This window comes from Psychrosphaera sp. B3R10, assembly GCF_018861025.1.
In the GTDB taxonomy this organism is placed as follows: Bacteria; Pseudomonadota; Gammaproteobacteria; order Enterobacterales; family Alteromonadaceae; genus Psychrosphaera; species Psychrosphaera algicola.
This window is the reverse complement of the sequence record NZ_JAHKQH010000009.1, coordinates 216,610-237,248: the sequence shown is the minus strand read 5'-3', so window position 1 is coordinate 237,248 and position 20,639 is coordinate 216,610. Positions and strand designations below refer to the sequence as shown.

12 protein-coding genes are annotated in these 20,639 nt (G+C 41.6%); 6 read left to right on the top strand and 6 right to left on the bottom strand.

Annotated features, from left to right (window positions below):
- Window positions 1–26 precede the first annotated feature (26 nt).
- Both KO525_RS04680 and KO525_RS04675 read right to left on the bottom strand, forming a co-directional pair.
- Window positions 27–233, bottom strand: coding sequence for a hypothetical protein (locus tag KO525_RS04680; RefSeq protein ID WP_215962621.1), 207 nt, complete (start codon window positions 231–233; stop codon window positions 27–29).
- A 1,141-nt stretch (window positions 234–1,374) separates the two neighbouring features.
- On the bottom strand, window positions 1,375–3,135 hold the full coding sequence (locus KO525_RS04675; protein WP_215962620.1) for a glycoside hydrolase family 9 protein: 1,761 nt from the start codon (window positions 3,133–3,135) through the stop codon (window positions 1,375–1,377).
- Window positions 3,136–3,549: 414 nt separating this feature from the next.
- On the opposite strand from KO525_RS04675, the gene KO525_RS04670 reads away from it, so the two are divergent.
- A complete protein-coding gene (locus tag KO525_RS04670) occupies window positions 3,550–4,653 on the top strand; it encodes a helix-turn-helix domain-containing protein (RefSeq protein ID WP_371744371.1) in 1,104 nt (367 codons plus the stop codon).
- 61 nt (window positions 4,654–4,714) lie between these two features.
- Here the strand turns inward: KO525_RS04670 and KO525_RS04665 are convergent, their stop codons facing one another.
- A complete protein-coding gene (locus KO525_RS04665; RefSeq protein ID WP_215962618.1) occupies window positions 4,715–6,232 on the bottom strand; it encodes a tryptophan halogenase family protein in 1,518 nt (505 codons plus the stop codon).
- Window positions 6,233–6,350: 118 nt separating this feature from the next.
- Window positions 6,351–9,377, bottom strand: coding sequence for a TonB-dependent receptor (locus KO525_RS04660; RefSeq protein ID WP_215962617.1), 3,027 nt, complete (start codon window positions 9,375–9,377; stop codon window positions 6,351–6,353).
- Window positions 9,378–9,806: 429 nt separating this feature from the next.
- On the opposite strand from KO525_RS04660, the gene KO525_RS04655 reads away from it, so the two are divergent.
- The 3 genes from KO525_RS04655 to KO525_RS04645 all read left to right on the top strand — a co-directional run bounded on the left by KO525_RS04655 (window position 9,807) and on the right by KO525_RS04645 (window position 14,666).
- Window positions 9,807–12,446, top strand: a complete 2,640-nt coding sequence (locus KO525_RS04655; RefSeq protein WP_215962616.1) for a glycoside hydrolase family 3 C-terminal domain-containing protein — start codon at window positions 9,807–9,809, stop codon at window positions 12,444–12,446.
- 75 nt (window positions 12,447–12,521) lie between these two features.
- Complete coding sequence (locus KO525_RS04650) at window positions 12,522–13,931, top strand: sugar porter family MFS transporter (RefSeq protein ID WP_252736802.1); 1,410 nt, start codon at window positions 12,522–12,524, stop codon at window positions 13,929–13,931.
- A 252-nt stretch (window positions 13,932–14,183) separates the two neighbouring features.
- Window positions 14,184–14,666, top strand: a complete 483-nt coding sequence (locus KO525_RS04645; RefSeq protein WP_215962614.1) for a hypothetical protein — start codon at window positions 14,184–14,186, stop codon at window positions 14,664–14,666.
- Between the two features lie 127 nt (window positions 14,667–14,793).
- On the opposite strand, the gene KO525_RS04640 is transcribed toward KO525_RS04645, so the two are convergent.
- Both KO525_RS04640 and KO525_RS04635 read right to left on the bottom strand, forming a co-directional pair.
- On the bottom strand, window positions 14,794–15,330 hold the full coding sequence (locus KO525_RS04640; protein ID WP_215962613.1) for a redoxin domain-containing protein: 537 nt from the start codon (window positions 15,328–15,330) through the stop codon (window positions 14,794–14,796).
- A 166-nt stretch (window positions 15,331–15,496) separates the two neighbouring features.
- Window positions 15,497–15,910, bottom strand: a complete 414-nt coding sequence (locus tag KO525_RS04635) for a hypothetical protein (protein WP_215962612.1) — start codon at window positions 15,908–15,910, stop codon at window positions 15,497–15,499.
- 188 nt (window positions 15,911–16,098) lie between these two features.
- Here KO525_RS04635 and KO525_RS04630 point away from each other — a divergent pair, with 188 nt between their 5' ends.
- The gene (locus tag KO525_RS04630) at window positions 16,099–18,450 is read left to right on the top strand and encodes a TonB-dependent siderophore receptor (protein WP_215962611.1); all 2,352 of its coding nucleotides are present in this window, start codon (window positions 16,099–16,101) and stop codon (window positions 18,448–18,450) included.
- 23 nt (window positions 18,451–18,473) lie between these two features.
- Window positions 18,474–20,639 (top strand): FAD-dependent oxidoreductase, encoded by a 2,166-nt coding sequence (locus tag KO525_RS04625; RefSeq protein ID WP_215962610.1) that lies wholly within the window; start codon window positions 18,474–18,476, stop codon window positions 20,637–20,639.

Here is a 20,639-nt window from a genome sequence, read left to right as displayed (position 1 = left end):
CGCCGTCATCCCCGTAGCTTGTAACGTTAGTTCGCCTTGTAGGCTGTGCCTTTCTTTGCCTTGCAGGCTGCCTTCATACTACGTGGGTTATGCCCTGCGGGCGGCTTTTCGCCTAAAGGCGAGTCACTTTTCTCAACAGCTAGAAAAGTAACCAAAAGAGCCGCATCCAGCCAATATTCTTGTCTTACATTAAATTCAGTTTTGTCTAAAAGACGGGATGTAATTTCGTCCATGAAAACATCCCTTACTCGACGTCCTGTCTCCCACTTTAGAAAACTGATTTAATTTCAGGAATATTGAATGGAGGTAAAATGTAGCCTGAATTTTAGGTGTGATAACAGGTTATTTTAGTGAATACCGCCCTCCCAAATACACAGAAATACCATCATTCTAATTAAACAGAAAAAAACGTCATCCCAAAAGAGCCACAGCGATATTAGGGACCTCCAACCGAGTGCAGAGGACGTCCATAGTTCGCCTTAAATTAGCGCATATGTTCAGAATAAAAAACGTCATCCCAAAAGAGCCTAGGCGATATTAGGGACCTCCAACCGAGTGCAGAGGAAGTTAACCTGAGCTTTAAATTAGCGCATATGTTCAGAACAAAAAACGTCATCCCAAAAGAGCCTATGCGATATTAGGGATCTCCAACCGAGTGCAGAGGAAATAATAAAATCAGCGACTCTGACCCCGCAGGTCTACAACCGAGTGCAGAGGAAGTCCATAGTTCGCCTTAAATTGGCTCAAATTGTTCAGAACAAAAAACGTCATCCCCGTAGCTTGTAAAATTAGTCAGCCACAGCGATATTAGGGACCTCCAACCGAATGCAGAGGAAGTCCATAGTTCGCCTTGTAGGCTGTGCCTTTCTTTGCCTTGCAGGCGGCTATTTCGACTGCGTCGACCTTACTTTTTGCAACAGCCCAAAAAGTAGGCAAAAAGGCCGCTTTCGACCAAATCCCTAATCCTTATTTAAGATTTATATTATCGTCGAAGACGGAATGTAAATTCGTCCGTGAATACATTCCTTGCAACGGCGTCCCTGCCGTTCACTTCGAGATATAAATCTCAACTAAGGGGATTTAGACGAAGGAAAAAGTCACCTGAACTTTATGTAATAACACGTTGTTTTAAAGAAAAACCGTCATTCCAATTAAACAGAAAAAACGTCATCCCCGTAGCTTGTAAAATTAGTCAGCCACAGCGATATTAGGGATCTCCAACCGAGTGCAGAGGAAATAATAAAATCAGCGACTCTGACCCCACAGGTCGGAAAAAACGTCATCCCCGTAGCTTGTAAAATTAGTCAGCCTAAGCGATTTTGAGATGACGGGTAATACGCAGAGGCAGTCCATAATTCGCTTTAAGCTTTTTACCTATTCCGCTAATAAGGCAGCCAGCACATAAACTAGTGGTGCGTTCCAGTTAATGGCAATTTCATTGGTCGCGAAGCTACACCAGTCATCGATGTAAGTGCGAGCCGGTTCGGTATAGAGGTAATTACAGCCATCTTGTCTCCCGCTGTGTGGACCACCTGCAACCATACCCGGAATAGGTTCTGCAATGCCGTCGCTGTCTGAAATACGATGGTGTGGAAACATAGGACTTTTTGAACCAAATCCAGTCACAAAAGAGTAGTCCGTCGGGTTACGTCCTAATACGTAGTCAAGAATGTTTATGGCCACTTCCCGATACGTTTGGTCGTCTGTCAGTTTATGTGCCTGCATCAGGATCAATGCTTTGTTTAACGCCACTGAATTGCTGCCCCAAACAAAGTCAGACGCTATCATAGGTACTTTATAGCTGCTGTCTTGGTATTGACCAACAAGCTTGTCGGCTAAAGTAAGCTGATCCGCTTTAATCTCGGCATATTTCACCGGGTCGATAATGTCTTCACCCTGAAATAGTAAAGTACTTGTGGCTAAATAAGCCACGTAAGACCATGACGGCACGGCGACATCGCTGCGATACTTAAGGTAATGATTAAAGTAATCGATGTTTTTTGTGGTTATAAATAACTCTGCAGCAGCCCAGGCAAATTCATCATTAAAAAACGAATCACCATATTCGCCACTACTGACATCCGCGGGTTGTTGATAGATTTCCATTGGATGCGCTACAGCCCAACTCCAAGCTGATTCGGCGGCGGCCAACCATTGCTCACGTTTACCTGACATTGCAGTGTCAAATGGTTGATACACGCGATTCGACATTGCTAAAACAGCGGCAAAATTTAGTGTTGCGGCGGTGGATTTACCTATCACATAGCGGTCTCTTTTATCCTCGTCTGGCATTTCTTGACCAGGCCAATTTAACGTAGTGAGCTTATGGTACACACCACCGTCAGGGTCTTGCATTGTCGCAAGCCAATCTATGTTCCAAAGAGTTTCATTTAGAATATCTGGTATTAGGTCATCTGTTTCTGGGATATTAATCGCGCGGTTGTCGTAAAAATCAGGAAAGTGCTCGTATGCAGCCAATAAAGTGTATGTGGTAATGCCCGAATTAACGACGTATTTGCCGTAATCACCCGCGTCATACCAGCCTTTAGGGGAGGAAATAACCGTTAACTCCGGGCGCTCTGTGCTGGCGGCAGAAGCGTGAACTTTAACCTGCTCATCTGAATGCCCAGCGGCACGGGTCCATTGTTGACTATAAGGGGCTTCGATAGCTGTACCCGAACGGTTAAAATAATAAGATTTCAAAGCCGCGTCATGTAAAGGGTCAAATACTGTTGAACCAATATCAAAGTTGTGAGATTCATCTACACCAGCGACTCTTATGAAATACTGACCTTCAGTTTTAAATGGTGAAAAGTCTGCAATCTTAAACTGCGTATCGCCGGCAACTTGCCAACTTGCGGCTGTGGATAAGGTTCCTTCAAATACAACGGTGCCAGTATCCTTTGAAACTAAGGCAAATGAACTACTCGAAACATTAGGTACAACTGCAACTTTGTTTTCATTCGGTAAAAAGCCGACTTGGTTGAGTTGGATTTGTTCTACGGTGGTTTCCTGTTGTTCTTCTGGAAGTTCATTTTGTGTTGTTGGCGGTTCAGATTTATCGCCATTCGAACTGCCACATGCGACAGTCAAACTGGCTAGCAACGTAATTGCTAATATTTTATTAATATTCATTTTTTCCCCGGGTTCAATTTTTATTCAATTGCACACTTTGCAACTACAGGTTAGTTGCAAAACGTTTTAATAAACGTCATTGTCTGAGAATGATTTTTTATTCTAATTTACTGTGGCAGACTTTAATCGACTCGGTTATTTTATAAAATACTGAGAAAAAGTCGTTCAACTATAGTCTTTGGCCGTACAACTTTATGCAAAAGTGTTTATTTGAACCATAAAAAGCAATATTTAGCATCGTGATTAATTATGATAGGTGAATAAATTTACCGTATTGAAATATTCTCTCTTAGAGACCAAATGTACTATTTTTCCAAAAGGTAAAGGCAATTAATGAAATCGGTCATCTTTAATACGCACGATTTGGTATTAATCTTCACTATGTATATATGTATACTTTTTGCGCTTTTCCTCGTGACTTTAAAAAAGGGCAAGAAACTAAGTAACTATTTACTCGCTGCTTTTTTATTAACGCAAGCGGCAATTCCACTCGATAATTTGATTAACTTTGGCGAAGCATTTCGACTTGTTGCCTTGGAATATTCGCCAAATTTATTTTTCACCTTTGGATTAGCCTATTGGCTTGAAGCCCCCTTACTTTTACTCTATATCAGATCATTAATTTATCGCGATTATAAACTGGCAAAAATGGACTTATTGTACTTCGCGCCGTTTGTGCTTTTTGCCATATATTTTGCGAACACTTGGTTGATGCTTGATGATCAAGTCAAACTGGCGGCATTGCTTGGCAATAGCATTGAGGAAACGCCATCTGTCGACAGGGTGCTACATATTATTCGAGAAAGTTTACGGTTTGGCTTTGGTGTTTTATGTTTAATTGAATTACATCGCTACCAAAATCAAATAAAAAATGAAGTCGCATTTTTAGAAGATGTAGATCTAACCTGGTTAAAAGTCCTTGTTGTCGGCTTTTTAGTGATAAGAATAGACGCTATCTTTGTAGCGTTAGCGATTATCTTTTCATACGAAATTGGCATTTTAGTCGACCATGAAACCCTTGGCCTTACTTCAAATTATGTTGTGATGTTTTTGATCACCGGCCTGATATTTTTTAGTGCGGGCTATTCTTCAATTTTTAAAGGCATAGATACCGAGCTCGTCAATGAAAAACACGATGAAAATTTAACGCCATTTGATGCGGAACAAATTGCCCAAATAGAGCGCTACATGCTGGAACAAAAACCGTATTTGAATCACTTGCTCACGCTCGAAAATCTAGCCAATCAATTGGATATCTCATCCCGTCACTTGTCGTCGATTATCAATCGTCACTTTGAGAAAAACTTTTTTGAGTTTATTAATTTGTATCGGATTGAAGAAAGTAAGTCATTACTTACAACCGCACAAAACAAAAAAATGACCATGTTAGACATTATGGATTTAGCGGGTTTTAACAGTAAAGCAACGTTTAATACGTTTTTCAAAAAGCTGGTGGGCGTGACGCCAACACAATTTAGAAAAGATTATTGGCAATCGCAAAATCAAGACGAGAGTTAGATTGATGTAACCCTACAGCAATACAGTAGGGTTCCTATTTAAAAACTTTTTAGCTGTTTTGTTATGACAGCATTTGTTGGATATAAGCGTGGTGATCTGGCATAAGGTTGGCTGAATTTGCAATTACTGACTCAATATTTTGCAGTCGTCGTTGAATTTCAACATCAGATAGCCTGTCGACTAGTGGATGATAATTATTGGCTTTTATCCCCTGACCCTGCATAACCGCAAGCCACGACGTTTCATTAAACAGCTCATCATCTTGACGAAATATCCGGCCAGTTTCTTTATACATTTCTATTTTTTGCTGCAACGTTGATGGTATCGGCATAGCTTGGCAATAGCGCCAGAAATCAGAGTCATCGCGTTCAGTCGCTTTGTAATGCAATACAATAAAATCCCTAATTCGAAGGTATTCCTTTTCTGTTTGTTGGTTAAACAAATCAATGTCGCATTGATTGATATTTTTGTACGGGAACAAGGTCATTAATTTGGCAATAGCTGATTGAATTAAATGCAACCCAGTTGACTCGAGTGGTTCGACAAAACCAGCGGCAAGGCCAATCGCAATACAGTTTTTGTTCCAGCTTTTTTTGCGCATTCCAGTCGTCCAGCGCAACATATTAATATCAGCGATGGGTGAGGATTCCAGTTGTTGTAATAATACCTCCTGAGCGGCGTTATCGTCGATAAAGTCACTTGAATAGACATAACCATTGCCAATTCTGTTTTGCAGCGGAATACGCCAAGTCCAGCCCACACTTTGGGCGGTTGATTTAGTATAAGGTGTAATGTTTTGAGCTGTTATTGTATGGCAAGGCACTGCAGCTGCTCGGTTACACGGTAGGTAATGACTCCAATCGTCAAATCCGGTTTTTAGAGCTTGTTCAATTAATATCCCTTTAAAACCAGAACAATCGATAAACAAATCGCCAGTTATCTGCTGGCCGTCTTCAAGAAATAAGGTCTGAATATTACCGTTATCGGCATTTAAGCCAACGTCCATCACTTTGCCGTTTAGCTTAGTCACGCCGCGCTTTGTTGCATAACTGGACAAAAATTTTGCATATAACGTCGCGTCAAAATGATAGGCATAGTTAATGCCCGCTAACGGTGAGTTTTTTTGTTGCTGCGGATGCATAAATTTATTTTGATACGCGGCAACCGCCGTGAGTGAGTATTGCGAGAGGTCACTCGCCTTACCAAGTTGTTGCATCTTCAACCAATAATGATGAAAGGGTAGAGCGTCAATATTGGTGCCGTATGTACCAAAAGGGTGAAAATAGGCGTGGCCTTTTTTTTGCCAATCAACAAATTCAATACCGAGTTTAAATGTCGCATTGGTGAAGTCTAAAAATTCTTTTTCATCGATGTCTAAAATTCGATTAAATAACTGTACCTGTGGGATAGTCGCTTCGCCTACAGAAACAGTACCAATTTGGTCTGATTCAATAAGAGTGATGTCACATAGTTCGGGGCCTAACACTTTAGCCAGCGCCGAAGCGGTCATCCATCCGGCTGAACCACCACCGACAATTACGATAGACTTAACGGTGTTGGGATTCGTCGTGTAACTCATTACGTTTACCTCAAGTAAAAAGCTGCCAACCATAAATGGCGGCAGCTTTTGCTCCAATTTAATTACCGATTCGACCTAATAAATCATTAGGTCTCACGACAAATTAAAACACTCGGTTTTAAAAATTACCTTTAACAACTAGGCTAAACCGGCGGTCACTTACAAACCATGAACGTGAGGCTTGGTTGCCGTCGTTGTCTATTTGCATTGTTGTATGTGCAACTTCATTGGTTAAGTTGCTGCCTTGAAGGCCGACTTTTATGTTTTCACTGACATCATAAAATATCGAAGCGTCAACTTGTCCACCGGCTTTGTTATATATAGGCAACTGAGTGATAACATCTTTGGTCGTTAACAAATAATCTGAGCGCCAGTTGTACGCAATACGTGCGTTAACACCGTATTTTTCATACATACCAACGAGATTGAAGTTGTCTTGGGATAGACCCTCTAATGGAAGGTTGTCAAACGCTATGCCTTCACCTTCTTCAGAGTTAGGTTTATCCGGGGATAAGCCTGGGTTTGGTGAACCCTCTTCATCGATATAAGTGTAGTTGAATTGAATACCTAAGCCACTAAACGCCCCGGGTAAAAAGTCGAAAAATTGCTGATACGCTATCTCCGCCCCTTTTATCGAACCTTCATCACCATTTGTCGCCCCGTCTACTTGCACTATTTGCGTTGAGCCGTTGTTGGTGTATTCACGGTCAACTGAGCCATTAATAAAATAATTGCTCAGATCTTTGTAGAATAAAGAGGTTGTTAACGATCCCACGCCTTCGGCAAAATACCACTCTAATGCTAAATCATAACTGTAAGACTCCATTGGTTTTAAGAATGGATTGCCAGATTTAGCGGTATAACGTGAATATCGTGCATTTGTGATTTCTCTGTCGTCGCCATCACCAGTATAGGTGATGACCTGATCTTCAGCGGTAATGGCTACGTAGTTTCGCAGGTTACCTAAATCTGGTAAGGCAATGGCTTCAGAAAAACCAAAGCGAAGCAACAATTCATCAGTTAAGTTAAACTTGACGTTTACGCTAGGTAAAACATTTGAATACGAGCTCGATGCAGTTTGTTCTACAGAACCCGCGTCACCAAACGCAGCTTGATCAGCTGGTAAAAAGTGATCTGGGTCAGTGGTTGGCTGAGCCGGATCGCCTACGGAATCAGGGAACGTAATAAACCCTTTTGTATCGTTTTCAATTTTTACATATCTAAAACCAAGGTTACCGCTGAAATCAATATCGCCGATTTCACCCTCAAAATTTGCTTTGACATAAATGGCATTACTGGTTTCAACAGTGTCATTTATTTCATTTGGAATAAAGTGGCCTTCGGCGCCATCACGACTACCCAATGCACTCCAGCCTGGGGTTAAGCTAGCAAAAGCACTTTCAGCATTCGTGTAATCGGTTGCTAAAGAGACTTTAGGGAATAGAAACGCTTCTTCGCCTGCTGAATTTAAAACACCGCCGCGGGCAAAGTTGTCAAACGAAATCTGCTCGTATTGATTGTTTAAGCTTGCACCTAATTCATCGCCCTCAGCGTCAAACCAAGCACTGCCATTGCCAGCCCAAGCTTCAGATAACCAACCCCAGTTGTAAGTGGATTGGCGAGTGATTTGCTCGCGCTTAGCGTGTCGAACACCTACTTTTAAAGAGGTGAAAAACCCTTCGTCCAACGTATATTGCGCGTCAGTTGCAAAGGCTAATTCGTTACCCTCATTGTCTGAGATGTGGTCCATTGCACTACGCCAAAAATAGTTGTGCGGGTTAGTAAAATACCCCGTCTCACCGTTATTAGCGGGATTGATAATAGAAATATCTGGATGTTCATCGCCGTGTTGAGCAATTCCAACGACGGCTCTGCTTGCACCCATTACTGAAAAATCTAAAATTTCAGATGTTGAGTTTACATACTGAAGATCAAGGTTAAATGCCCAAGTATCATTCGGGCGGTAGCGAATGTTAAAACCAAAATCATCAACAAGCGAATCTTGATTTCGTTGACGAGTGATCATGGCATGTTGCGCACCAAATTCGCCACCAGGTTGTCGTTCGGCGTCGTTTCCGCGCCATCCCGCTGTTGAGGTAATTAGACCCGATTCAAATAAGCCTTGGTCGGTCACTTCAAAAGAGGTGCCCGCGGCTGGAATTAAGTCATTGATAACGGCGTCGTCTGCCATTTCAATTGCGTTTTCAGTCCATGCTAGTGATGAGTCAGAACGAATAAACTGCGCGGTTGCAAGAATTGTGCGGTCTTCATTCTCCCATTGTACTGTACTTGCAAACCCTTCACGTTTACGGTCATCTTGCTTACGAGTGAGGCGAGTTGTGCGAGGCACCATAACTTGCTGCCCATCAACGAGTTGATTCTGTAATTCGTAGCGGCCAATTTGCGTACCGTCAGATTGTGCTTTTAGTTCAGAATTAGAATAGTTAAATAACACCCCAATTCGACCATTACTTATATCAAAGTTCTCGCTGTATAAACCTGAAAACGACGGCGTTGTCTCGTCAATAAAATCACTGTGTGTGGCATCTACGGTAAACGCTAAAACACGTTCATCGGAGTCAAATGGTTTACGAGTGATCAAGTTTACGGTTCCAGCAATACCACCTTCAATCATATCAGCAGATTGGTTTTTATATAGCTCTACGCCTCCCATCAACTCAGGCGGTACATCTTGAAAGCTCAAACCTCGTCCCGAGTCCGCGGTAAATGTATCTCGGCCATTAAACTCACTGCGGGTATGGGTAAGCCCACGAACCACTACACCACTGCCTTCCACACCGTAGTGATCAGGGTCATTGGCTCCGGCAAAACGTTCGATAGAAACACCCGGTAAACGTACTATCGCTTCCAATACGCTACGGTCAGGCAAAGAGCCGATATCTTTTGCTGAAATAGCATCTAATACGGTTTCGCCTTCGCGTTTCATATTTTGTGCATCGATTAAGTTAGAGCGAGTTCCTCGGACTTCAATAACTTCGATGTCACCGGTTTTAGCTGTATCTTCTGGTTCCGCAGCCCATAGTGACGTCGCCATTGGGAGGCTCAAAATTGCTGAACTAATTATTGAGAGCTTAAAGTTAGGACGTTGATTAATAGTCCTATTTTCTTTGATAGTTTTTTTCATTATTTCCCCGTTGTATTGTTTGTTTCTGCTGGTATTAGTTGCTGAAGCTAATACGTCGCTTTTTATAAGTTATGGCTTGTTGTGTTGAAAGCTCACCTAACTATTTTTTAATTTTCATATTCGTTTTTAGAGAACAAGGCGTCGAATGTCGTCTAACTAGATGAGAGAACTGAAATTTGAACGTTCAATTTTAATAATTCAACATGAATTCTTTTTCTAACCCTTGTAATTAAAGGGGTGAGGCGATTTTGTAGAGATGAAATTAATTTGTCTCTAAATTTGGCTGATATAGTTCAATTATTCTCACTTGTGGAAAGTTGAACGTTCAAATGGTGAAGTTGACATGCACTTGGTCGAATCGATTAAGGATGAGTTGGTAAACTTTGCTCTGCTTAATTAATCAACATACAGAGCAGCGGTTACCAAAAAATGAAAATAAAAAAAACACTAATATTAGCTTCTTTAACAAGCACGATATTGCTGAGTTGTTCAGCAACAGACTGGTTGGCAAAAAGTGAAGTTCAGGCAAGTACAGGAAAGCCAACATTTGCGTTCCAAGATGAAAATCTTTCAGTTGAACAACGAGTCAACGACTTAGTCAGTCAGATGACACTTGAGGAAAAAGTCGGGCAGTTATTTGACAAAGCACCCGCAATTGAACGTTTACAAGTCCCTGCCTATAAATGGTGGAATGAAGCTTTGCATGGCGTTGCTCGTGCTGGAACTGCAACGGTATTTCCCCAAGCCATTGGTTTAGCAGCGACTTTTGACGAAGACTTAATGCTTAAAGTAGGAACTGCAATTTCTGATGAAGGGCGTGCAAAACACCATGCGTTTTTAGCTGAGAATAACCGCTCTATGTATACCGGACTGACTTATTGGTCGCCAAACATCAATATTTTTAGAGATCCACGTTGGGGCAGAGGCCAGGAAACTTACGGTGAAGACCCATACCTTACCACGCGCATCGCAATCAATTTTGTGAACGGTTTACAGGGTGATGACGACAAATATTTAAAGTCAGTGGCAACCTTAAAACACTATGCCGTGCACAGTGGCCCTGAAGTCACTCGCCATAGTGATGACTATGCTGCAACACCGAAAGATTTGTCTGAAACTTATTTGTCTGCGTTTAGGGACGTAATATCAGAAACAAACGTTGCGTCGGTTATGTGTGCATATAACAGTGTAAACGGCACACCGGCTTGTGGTAACAACGAACTTATTCAAAACAAGCTACGCACTGAGTTTAATTTTACCGGATATATTGTTTCAGACTGCGGAGCAATCGCGGACTTTTATGATAGAAAATCTCATAATGTGGTTAAAACAGAAGCGGCCGCAGCTGCTATGGCGGTTAAGGCAGGGACAGATTTAAACTGTGGCGACCATCACGGCAATACATTTAGTTATTTAACGGAAGCGGTAAATAGCGGACTAATTGACGAGACTGAGATTGATGTCGCCGTTAAACGTCTGTTTGAAGCTCGATTTAAACTAGGTATGTTTGACGCAAAAAATAATGTGCCATATTCAACGATACCGCTAGATGTAGTGGGCTCACAAACCCACCTGTCACTTAGTCAGCAAGCGGCCGAAAAATCGTTAGTATTGTTAAAAAACGATAATTTACTGCCACTAAAAGGCAATGAAAAAATCGCTCTAATTGGTCCAAATGCTGATAACTTTATGGTGCTTCTAGGTAATTATTATGGTCAGCCAGTAAATCCTATTACCCCAAAACAAGCGCTAATGAAAAAGCTTGGCGCCGCACAAGTGAAATATACACCGGGGGCGAGCTTAACGGGAGAAGTGTATACTCATTTTACACCTATCCCTGCGGAACATTTTTTTCATATCGATCATAGTGGCCTTCAACAATCTGGTTTGATTGCCGAATATTATCCTGATCCCCACTTTAATCGGCAGTTAGCCAAGCGCCAAATTGTTGAAAATATCGACTTTAATTGGCAGCGCTCGCCAATCAACAACGCCATTGAACAAGAGTTTTCTGTCCGATGGCGGGGGCAATTAAAACCAAGTAAAACGGCTGAGTATCAGTTCAAAGCGCATAACTTGGCATTTACCATAGATGGCAGAAGCGTTAATGGCGTGGTTAAACTTAATGCGGGAACAACTTACGAATTTAATGCCGAAAGCAAAATTAGTCATTACTGGCATAGCAATGTTATTCAGCCAAGTGCGTCTTTATCCTGGTTGGATCATTCACGTAACTTGACCGAAGAAGCACTAAGCGCAGCTCGCGACTCTGATGTTGTGGTCTTTGTCGGCGGCATCAGCGCTAATTTAGAAGGTGAAGAAATGCCATTGGCCATTGACGGTTTTTCTCACGGCGATAGAACGCACATTAATTTGCCACAATCACAGGAAAAATTACTTAAAAAGCTGAAACAAATAGGCAAGCCAATTGTCTTTGTTAATATGAGTGGGAGTGCCATTGCGCTCAATTGGCAGGACCAAAATGTTGACGCGATAATTCAGGGATTTTATCCAGGTGAAGCGACAGGAACTGCGTTAACTCGCTTGTTGTATGGCGAGTTTAGTCCTTCTGGCAAACTGCCCATCACGTTTTATAAATCGGTTACCGACTTGCCGGCTTTTAACGATTATTCAATGGCGAACCGGACCTATAAGTATTACGAAGGGGATGTGTTGTATCCGTTTGGCTTCGGCTTAAGTTACGCAGACGTCAAATATAAAAATTTAACCCACACATTGAATGAGCAAAGCGGTGAATTGCAACTTAGTGTTTCCCTTTCTAACGCCAGTGATAGAGCTACGGAGGAAGTGGTACAAGTGTATTTTAGTATGCCTGATTCACCGGTTAAAACCCCCATTCGACAGTTAGTTAGTTTCAAACGGGTAGGGCTTGCAGGACACTCAACGCAACAAGTCAACATTACTGTGCCTAAAAATAAACTGACCTACATTGATGATGCCGGTTTTGCTCAACCGTATCAGGGACGCTTAGCGGTAACTGTGGGGGCAGGGCAAGGCATTAAAATATCGCAAGATAGATTTCAGACCACCGAACTATCCTTGCCTTAATCGCTATAGGTGGAACGCAACAAAATGACAAACTCATCAGTTAAAGGTAATACGGCAGAAAATAAAACGACAACGATGTTGAAAACTGAGTTAGCGGGCAATCGCGATAATTTGTTTCAGATCTTTTTGGTGGCATGTGTTGCAACAATTGGTGGGTTTTTATTTGGTTTCGACAGTGGCGTGATAAATGGCACGGTTGATGGATTAAAATTTGCGTTTCATTCTGACAGCATAGGCACCGGATTTAACGTTGCGAGTATGCTATTAGGCTGTGCAATTGGTGCTTTTGGGGCTGGATTGAGCGCCGATAGCTTTGGCCGAAAAAGCGTATTACTGGTGTCGGCGGTGTTATTTATCGTCAGTGCCTGGGGCTCTGGCATTGCTACATCGTCAATGGAGTTTGTGGTTTATCGGTTAATAGGAGGGCTAGCCGTTGGCGGGGCTTCAGTCTTAGCGCCAGCCTATATTAGTGAAATAGCCCCTGTGCGATTTCGAGGAATGTTGTCGTCAATTCAACAAATGGCGATTATTGCCGGATTGTTTTGTTCTTTTTTAAGCAATTATTTGCTGGTAGAAGTATCTGGAAATTCAATCGAACCACTATGGCTGGGCTTTGAAACTTGGCGTTGGATGTTTTGGATTGAGCTTTTACCTGCACTTTTGTTTTTTGCCTGTCTGTTACTTATCCCTGAAAGTCCGCGTTATTTAGCGATAACTAATCAGCATACAAAAGGCATGAATGTCCTTGTTCGATTGTTTGGTAAAAATAAAGCCAGTGCAATTTGGCAAGATATTCGAACATCAATTGATAACAATTCAGCGATAAAAATAACCGACGTATTTAACCCAAATAGCAGCAAGCTTAAGGCGGTTATTTGGATTGGGATTGGGCTTGCGGTTTTACAGCAACTGGCAGGGGTTAATGTCGTTTTTTATTACGGCGCAGTATTGTGGCAGGCTGTAGGGTTTTCTGAATCGGATGCGCTACTGATTAATATTATTAGTGGCGCAATAAGCATTGTCGCCTGCTTTATCGCTTTGATGTTAATTGACAAAATAGGTCGAAAGCCGCTTTTACTCATTGGTTCAGTGGGCATGACCTTTTCGTTATTTGGTATCGCAACGGCATTTGCCAACGGTACAATTGGAGCCGATGGTCAGTTAGATCTAGGCAGTTGGAGTTTTACCGCGTTACTGCAAGTTCACCTATATGTTTTCTTTTTTAACTTTTCCTGGGGCCCCATCATGTGGGTTATGTTGGGGGAAATGTTTCCCAATAAAATACGAGGTTCGGGCTTGGCTATTGCTGGTTTAGCGCAGTGGTTGGCAAACTTTTTTATTACCATGACCTTCCCACTGTTGTTAACAGGTATTGGATTGGCGACGACATTTTCTTTTTATACTTTGTTTGCATTTAGCTCAATATTATTTGTTTTATGGTTTGTGGTGGAAACAAAAGGTAAAAAGCTGGAGCAAATGACATAAATTTAAATAGTATCGTCTTTATTTTGTAAACTGGTTTTGATATTTTCCGATAATAGAAAAAGTTCTATGCCGCCAAGTTTATTGGCGTATCGACCTTGTCTATCAATATCGGTGTGCTTGTAAGGATTATATGTAAACAATTGGACTGTTATGATGAGTACATCCTTGTCTTATTTTCGAGCTAAATCAGTTGTCTTCTTATTTTACGTACATCAAGTTCGCTTTATACCCACAAACATTAAGGCGTGAATTTTGAGACTCATTTCACTTGTTTTAACCTCAGTTTTTTTTAATTTGATGTTCAATTGTCATGTCAATGCAGATACAAATGTTTTTGTTATCGACGACACACCTAAATGCCAACCCCTTGGTATTGCCGAGCAAAATATTTGCGTGGAAGTGACGGCCGTAAACCAAGAGTGCGAAGATAGTATCCTTGGCGAATTTCTTGAGTCATGCACTGTAGATATCGAATACATTGTGACGTCAAATTACGAGGGGGACTCTTATATAAAAACATTTGTCGATTGTGCCGTGATCACTGAAGTTAAAAGTGAAGTTTTAGGAAATACTCAGATATATGAAGATTCATCTGAAACCAACATCTCCCTTTTTGAAGACCAATCAGCAGAACGTACAACGGATTTTTTGTTTATGTACAGCCATCGCGCGCAGGCCAATGAAGTGCAAATTACCAAAGCGGGTTGCCGTATATCAGAAGCAAATATTTGGTAATAGGCACCATCAGGAAATGTTAATTAGAAAAACAAGACCAATGCTCGTCGCTCAACCTATGCTCATAATTGATCCAAACAAAACCCCTTAATTCTTTTAACAGGAACAAGGGGCCAGGTATTGAAGATTAATAGGCAACAGTGCCACGAATTGGGTAGTTATCTTGGTTACGAACGAAGGCTAAACCTCTAACAACTACGTCTAGTTCTGGGCGCAAAAATGGCGTATTAGAAATATTAACGGCTTGTAAATTCCCTAATTCGTTAATGACAAATAACGCCGGTTCTGAATAGTTATGGTCCGTCTCTTGTTCTGTTCGCGGTTGTGAAATATAAAGACCAAGTTGCTTCATTTGTTGCTCTGTTAAGCCGTATGCAATTGGATACGTGATGTTGAGCTTTTCCATGTTTTCTACTAGCTGATCTTTGGAATCCGCTGATACTGCTGAAACGCTAACGCCGATGCCTTTTAATGCCGATTGATGTTCTTCAAGAAGATTTAAATATCGGATACAGAGAGGGCAGTGCTTTCCTCTATATACCACTATCATTTGCCAGTCAGCACCTCCGTGTGCCTTACTTAAATTAACAGTTGAGCCATCAATAAGCTTAGCGTCAACGTCTGGAAAAGGACTGCCCGTGGTTAATTTTATTGAAAGTGTCATGTTGTTCTCTTAGGTTGCATTTAGGCTTACTAAATTGATTGCATAATGTACGTGCTTTAAAGGCCGATTACAGTGACAAACTATTAGGTAAACATGAAAGGTCAGTAACGTTGAATTTAACAGGATTCAGATGTTACTGACATAAAAAGTTTCTTTCTTTAACCGTTTACTTAACTGTAAATTTAACGTCTTGGTCACGTAACAAATAGAGTGCGAAACATGCCGCCCACATTGGCCATGCGGTAAAAAATAACAAGTTGTTAAAACCGTCTAAATATTGATTATACGATGACAAGGTCGACATGCCGTGCATGACAAAAATAATGCCGTAGGTGATCCGCTTTTTAATGCCCGCCATAAACGCTACAACTAAAAGCATTTGAATAGCGCCCAATATGTAAGCAATCATATCAGTGGAGCCACTTATTCCGTAAAAGTGTTCAAAAATACGTGCGCTGTGTCCTGGATTGACAAATTTGTCCAACGTCCACATTATCATGACGATAAAGACCCCAAGGCGCAGCGAAAACAAAGACCACTGCAAACGACTATTCATATCAAAATTCGTTGAATTACTCATAAAACAAAAACTTCCTAAACTAAAATTTCTAAACATTAGGTTTAGTAAGACCGTGCTTATGGTTTTATCTTTCAAATAAATTTTTCTATTTTGAAAGTTAGAAACAAAATAAATCGCTTGAAAGTTATTTGTCCGTGTTTAGGTCTTAATAGTTATCTACACAACAGCTAGCTACAAAGAGTGCACTTTTGAAACATCATAATTTGACCTTAACTATCGCCTTTATCTTAAATACCCCACTTGCCATCAATGCGGCACCTGCTGCAAAAGATGAGTCGGTAGAAGTAATTGAAATTTATAGTCAAAAAGATAATACGCAGGGCTTGTCAGTTAAGGACACGGCTGTTAATGGCCCTTTTGGTGATAATTTAGCAATACAAGACATCGCTCGCTCGGTCACGCCTATTTCAAGTGAACTCATTGAACAACTGAACATTACAACCTTACAAGATGTGTTGGCTGTAAGCCCAAATACGTATTCGGCAAGTGGCTTTGGAGCGCCAAGTTTACCGACCATTCGAGGTCAATTAGGAGAGTTATTTCAAGATGGCATTCGCCGCCAAGCGGGCAACAATGGTTTTGGTATTCCACTGTCGTTTAATTCGGTAGAACAAATTGATGTGGTAAAAGGCGCGCCACCGGTGTTATTTGGCTCTAGCCAGCGTAATGGGGGTTTTGTTAATTTACATTCAAAAAAAGCATCAACTTATGATACCAAAGGAAAGTTGAGTTTATCTGCCGGTCGTTGGGATCAATATCGGGCACTAGTCGATTTTCAAGCGCCTATTATAAAAGATAAAATCGGGTTAAGAGTTAGCGCTGAACATGTGGATAGCGGCAGTTTTTATGACTTTTCTAGCACGCAAAGTGACAGCTTCTATGCTGCACTATCAATATTACCGGACAATAAAAGCAGCTGGGATATTAACTTTGAATACTTCAAGGTGGAATTTACAGACAATGCGGGGATTAACCGTCCAACCCAAGCACTAATTGATGATGGCTTATACATCACGGGGCAGGGAGTTCAGGAAAACGGCAGCACCATTCCAAAAGCGGGTTCTATTATCTCGCCTACGGGACAAGTAAAAATAGATAGAAGCAAGGTACTGACTGACCCAGCTAATCTAAATAATGCCAGCACCTATTTAATTCATAGTATTTATAAACGAGAGCTTACAACTCATTTGTCGCTTAAAAACACCAGTTATTTTCAACATTTAGCACGTGAAGAAATCGCCCAAAATAGCTTTGTTGAAATTATTGATGGGGCAGACACTGCGCAAAATCGTACTGAAATAACATATCAATGGGACGATACACAACAAACCATTTTTGCTTTCGACATCCGATATAACGATGTCTTAGGTTATAGCCAATTTACCACCGAAGCAGATTCACCGATTGACTTAACCGGGCCAATTTCAAACCGCAGAATACCGTTAACAGAGGAACAAAAGGCCCGCTTAGTTGAGCTCAGACCCGGGGTTTTTGTATCTCCTGGTGGTCAATATGACGTAAATAATGACGGTACGGGTGACTTCAATTTGTCGGATACAACGGATTCGCGTTCATGGCAAACCGGGCTTGCAATACAGCAAGATTCACAGTGGACCGAGAAATTGCGAACAAGTTTCGGGTATCGTGTCGACTTTTATGATGTTACCGCTGAGGACCCAATTGCCCCGGCAAATCAAATTACCGCAAGCGACAGCATTAGCGATACGCTTCATTCAGGCCAAATTAGTTTTAATTACAACTTAGACAGTGATTTAACTTTGTATGGCGCGGCAAGCTACAACGAAGCAACGTCAAACAGCATGGCCGGCGGAAGCACACTAGGAGCGGATAACACGATTAATCCACTTAACTTTGCAACAGAAAATACCTTAGCGGAGTTTGGCTTAAAGTATGTACCCGCCGACAGTGACTGGTACGCTGACGGCGCTTTGTTCAGCCAGCGTCGCAGTTTACGAAATCGTGATGGCAGCAATACCGGAATTCGCACAGAAGGTTTCGAGTCTCAGGTGTTTTACGATGCCTATCCTTTTTGGTTTAGCGCTGGTTACAGCTATATAGACGCAAGATACGACGACTCAGGTAGCGCTCAAGACTCTGCCCAAATCGCCGACGCATTTGATAATTCTAGACCAGATATTATTGCAGGTAACAGCATTGGCGCACCAAGCTATACAGCATTTGCGGCGTCAAACAGACAAGTACAGGGGATCCCAGAGCAATCTTTAAGCTTAAATGGCAATTATTCAATTAATTTAAAATGGAAAGCGGGTTTCTCAGGTCTATATACCAAGAGCTATCCATTGGACTTTCTAGGAACCGTTAAAATACGTGATCAATACACACTAAATATAAATTCGATTTATGCGTTTACCCCAACCACTAAATTACGTTTCGATATTAATAATGTGACTAATCAGAAAAATTGGCGTCCGGTATTTGAAGGTGGATATTTTGGGGCGACTTTAGTTTTTCCTGAATTACCAATTAACGCCAAATTAACGCTTACTCATAGTTTCTAAAATAAGGTTTTAAAAGAAATAACATGATGAAAAAAATACTTTTAATATTGATTGCAGCGTTAGCTGTTGGTCTATTCTTTCATTTTGACTTGCACCAATTATTGACACTCGATGGCTTAAAAGGCTCGATGGATCAGTTTAGTCAATGGCGTGAGCAGTCTCCTGTTTTAGTCATCGGTGTATTCTTTATAATGTATGTACTCGTCACTGCGCTTTCTTTGCCTGGCGCTGCAATTCTAACTTTGGCCGCGGGTGCTTTGTTTGGATTGTTAGAGGGTTTAGTTATCGTGTCTTTTGCGTCTAGCATTGGCGCTACATTGGCATTTTTGGTATCGCGATATTTATTACGTGACACGATTCAAAAACGATTCCCAGAGCGCTTGACTGCAATTGATGCGGGTGTTGCAAAAGAAGGCGCTTTCTATTTATTTACCCTGCGCCTCGTACCAGTGTTTCCGTTCTTTTTAATCAATTTATTAATGGGCGTAACAGCGATAAAGTCGTGGACATTCTACTGGGTTAGTCAAATAGGCATGTTAGCGGGCACATTTGTATTTGTTAACGCCGGTACGCAACTGGCACAAATTGACAGTTTATCGGGCATATTATCATTCAATCTTATTGTGTCTTTTGCGTTACTTGGTTTTTTCCCGTTAATTGCGAAAGCTATTTTAAACGTGTTTAAGAAAAAACGTGTTTATAAAAATTATACTAAACCTAAAAAGTTTGACCGTAATATGGTCGTTATTGGTGCCGGTGCTGGTGGACTTGTCACAAGTTATATTGCTGCGGCAGTCAAAGCAAAAGTTACCCTTATTGAAGCCGGAGAGATGGGAGGCGATTGCTTAAATTATGGTTGTGTCCCCAGCAAAGCCATTATTAAAAGCGCCAAAATAGCCGAGCAGATCCGTCATGGAGAACATTACGGTTTAGAAAACTCGACGCCACAGTTTTCTTTCAAAAAGGTAATGGCCCGAGTGCATAAAGTGATTGCCGATGTTGCTCCCCATGACAGTGTCGAGCGCTACACAAACTTAGGTGTTGAAGTCATAAAAGGATACGGCAAATTAATTGACCCGTGGACAGTGGAAATTAAGCTTAATGACGGCAGCAAACAAACATTAACGGCCCGTACCATCGTTATTGCAACCGGTGCTCGCCCATTTGTTCCGCCGTTACCTGGCATTGAAGAAACCGGTTATGTGACGAGTGATACTCTATGGACTAAATTTGCTGAACTAGACGAAGCTCCTAAAAAGTTAGTCGTACTAGGTGGTGGTCCAATTGGTTGCGAACTTGCACAAAGCTTTGCACGTTTGGGATCAAGCGTAACCCAGATTGAAATGGCTGAACGGATTATGATCAAAGAAGATCTTGAAGTGTCTACCTTTGCCCACGAGTCATTAACCGAAAGTGGCGTTAATATTTTAACCTCTCATCAAGCGTTACGATGTGAAACTCGCGACGGTAAAAAGTACATCGTAGTGAAGCAGCAACTGGATGGCAAAACTCAAGAAGTGGCTATTGAATACGACGAGTTATTGTGTGCGGTTGGACGGAGCGCGCGCCTTAAAGGTTATGGTCTGGAAGAGTTAGGCATAGAGACAAACCGGACTATTTTAACCAACGAATACTTAGAGACGTTATACCCAAATATTTATGCCGCAGGGGATATTGTTGGTCCTTATCAGTTTACTCACGTAGCCGCACATCAAGGTTGGTATGCCGCGGTAAACGGTTTATTTGGCCATCTTAAAAAGTTTAAAGTCGACTACCGAGTTATTCCGTGGACGACGTTTATTGACCCAGAAGTAGCCCGTGTTGGATTAAACGAGCAGGATGCAATAGACAAAGGCATCGACTTTGAAATCACGCGTTTTGAATTTGAAGAACTCGACCGAGCGATTACCGACAGCGCAACTAAAGGTTTTATTAAAGTCATTACCCCTAAAGGCAAAGACAAAATACTCGGTGTAACTGTGGTCTCTGAGCACGCCGGCGATTTAATTGCAGAATTTGTACTCGCCATGAAGCACGGATTAGGGCTTAACAAAATACTTGGCACAATCCACAGCTACCCAACATGGGCTGAAGGCAATAAATACGCGGCGGGAGAATGGAAACGCAATCATGCGCCTGAAACTGTTTTAAACTTACTTGAAAAATACCACACATGGCGCAGAGGTTAA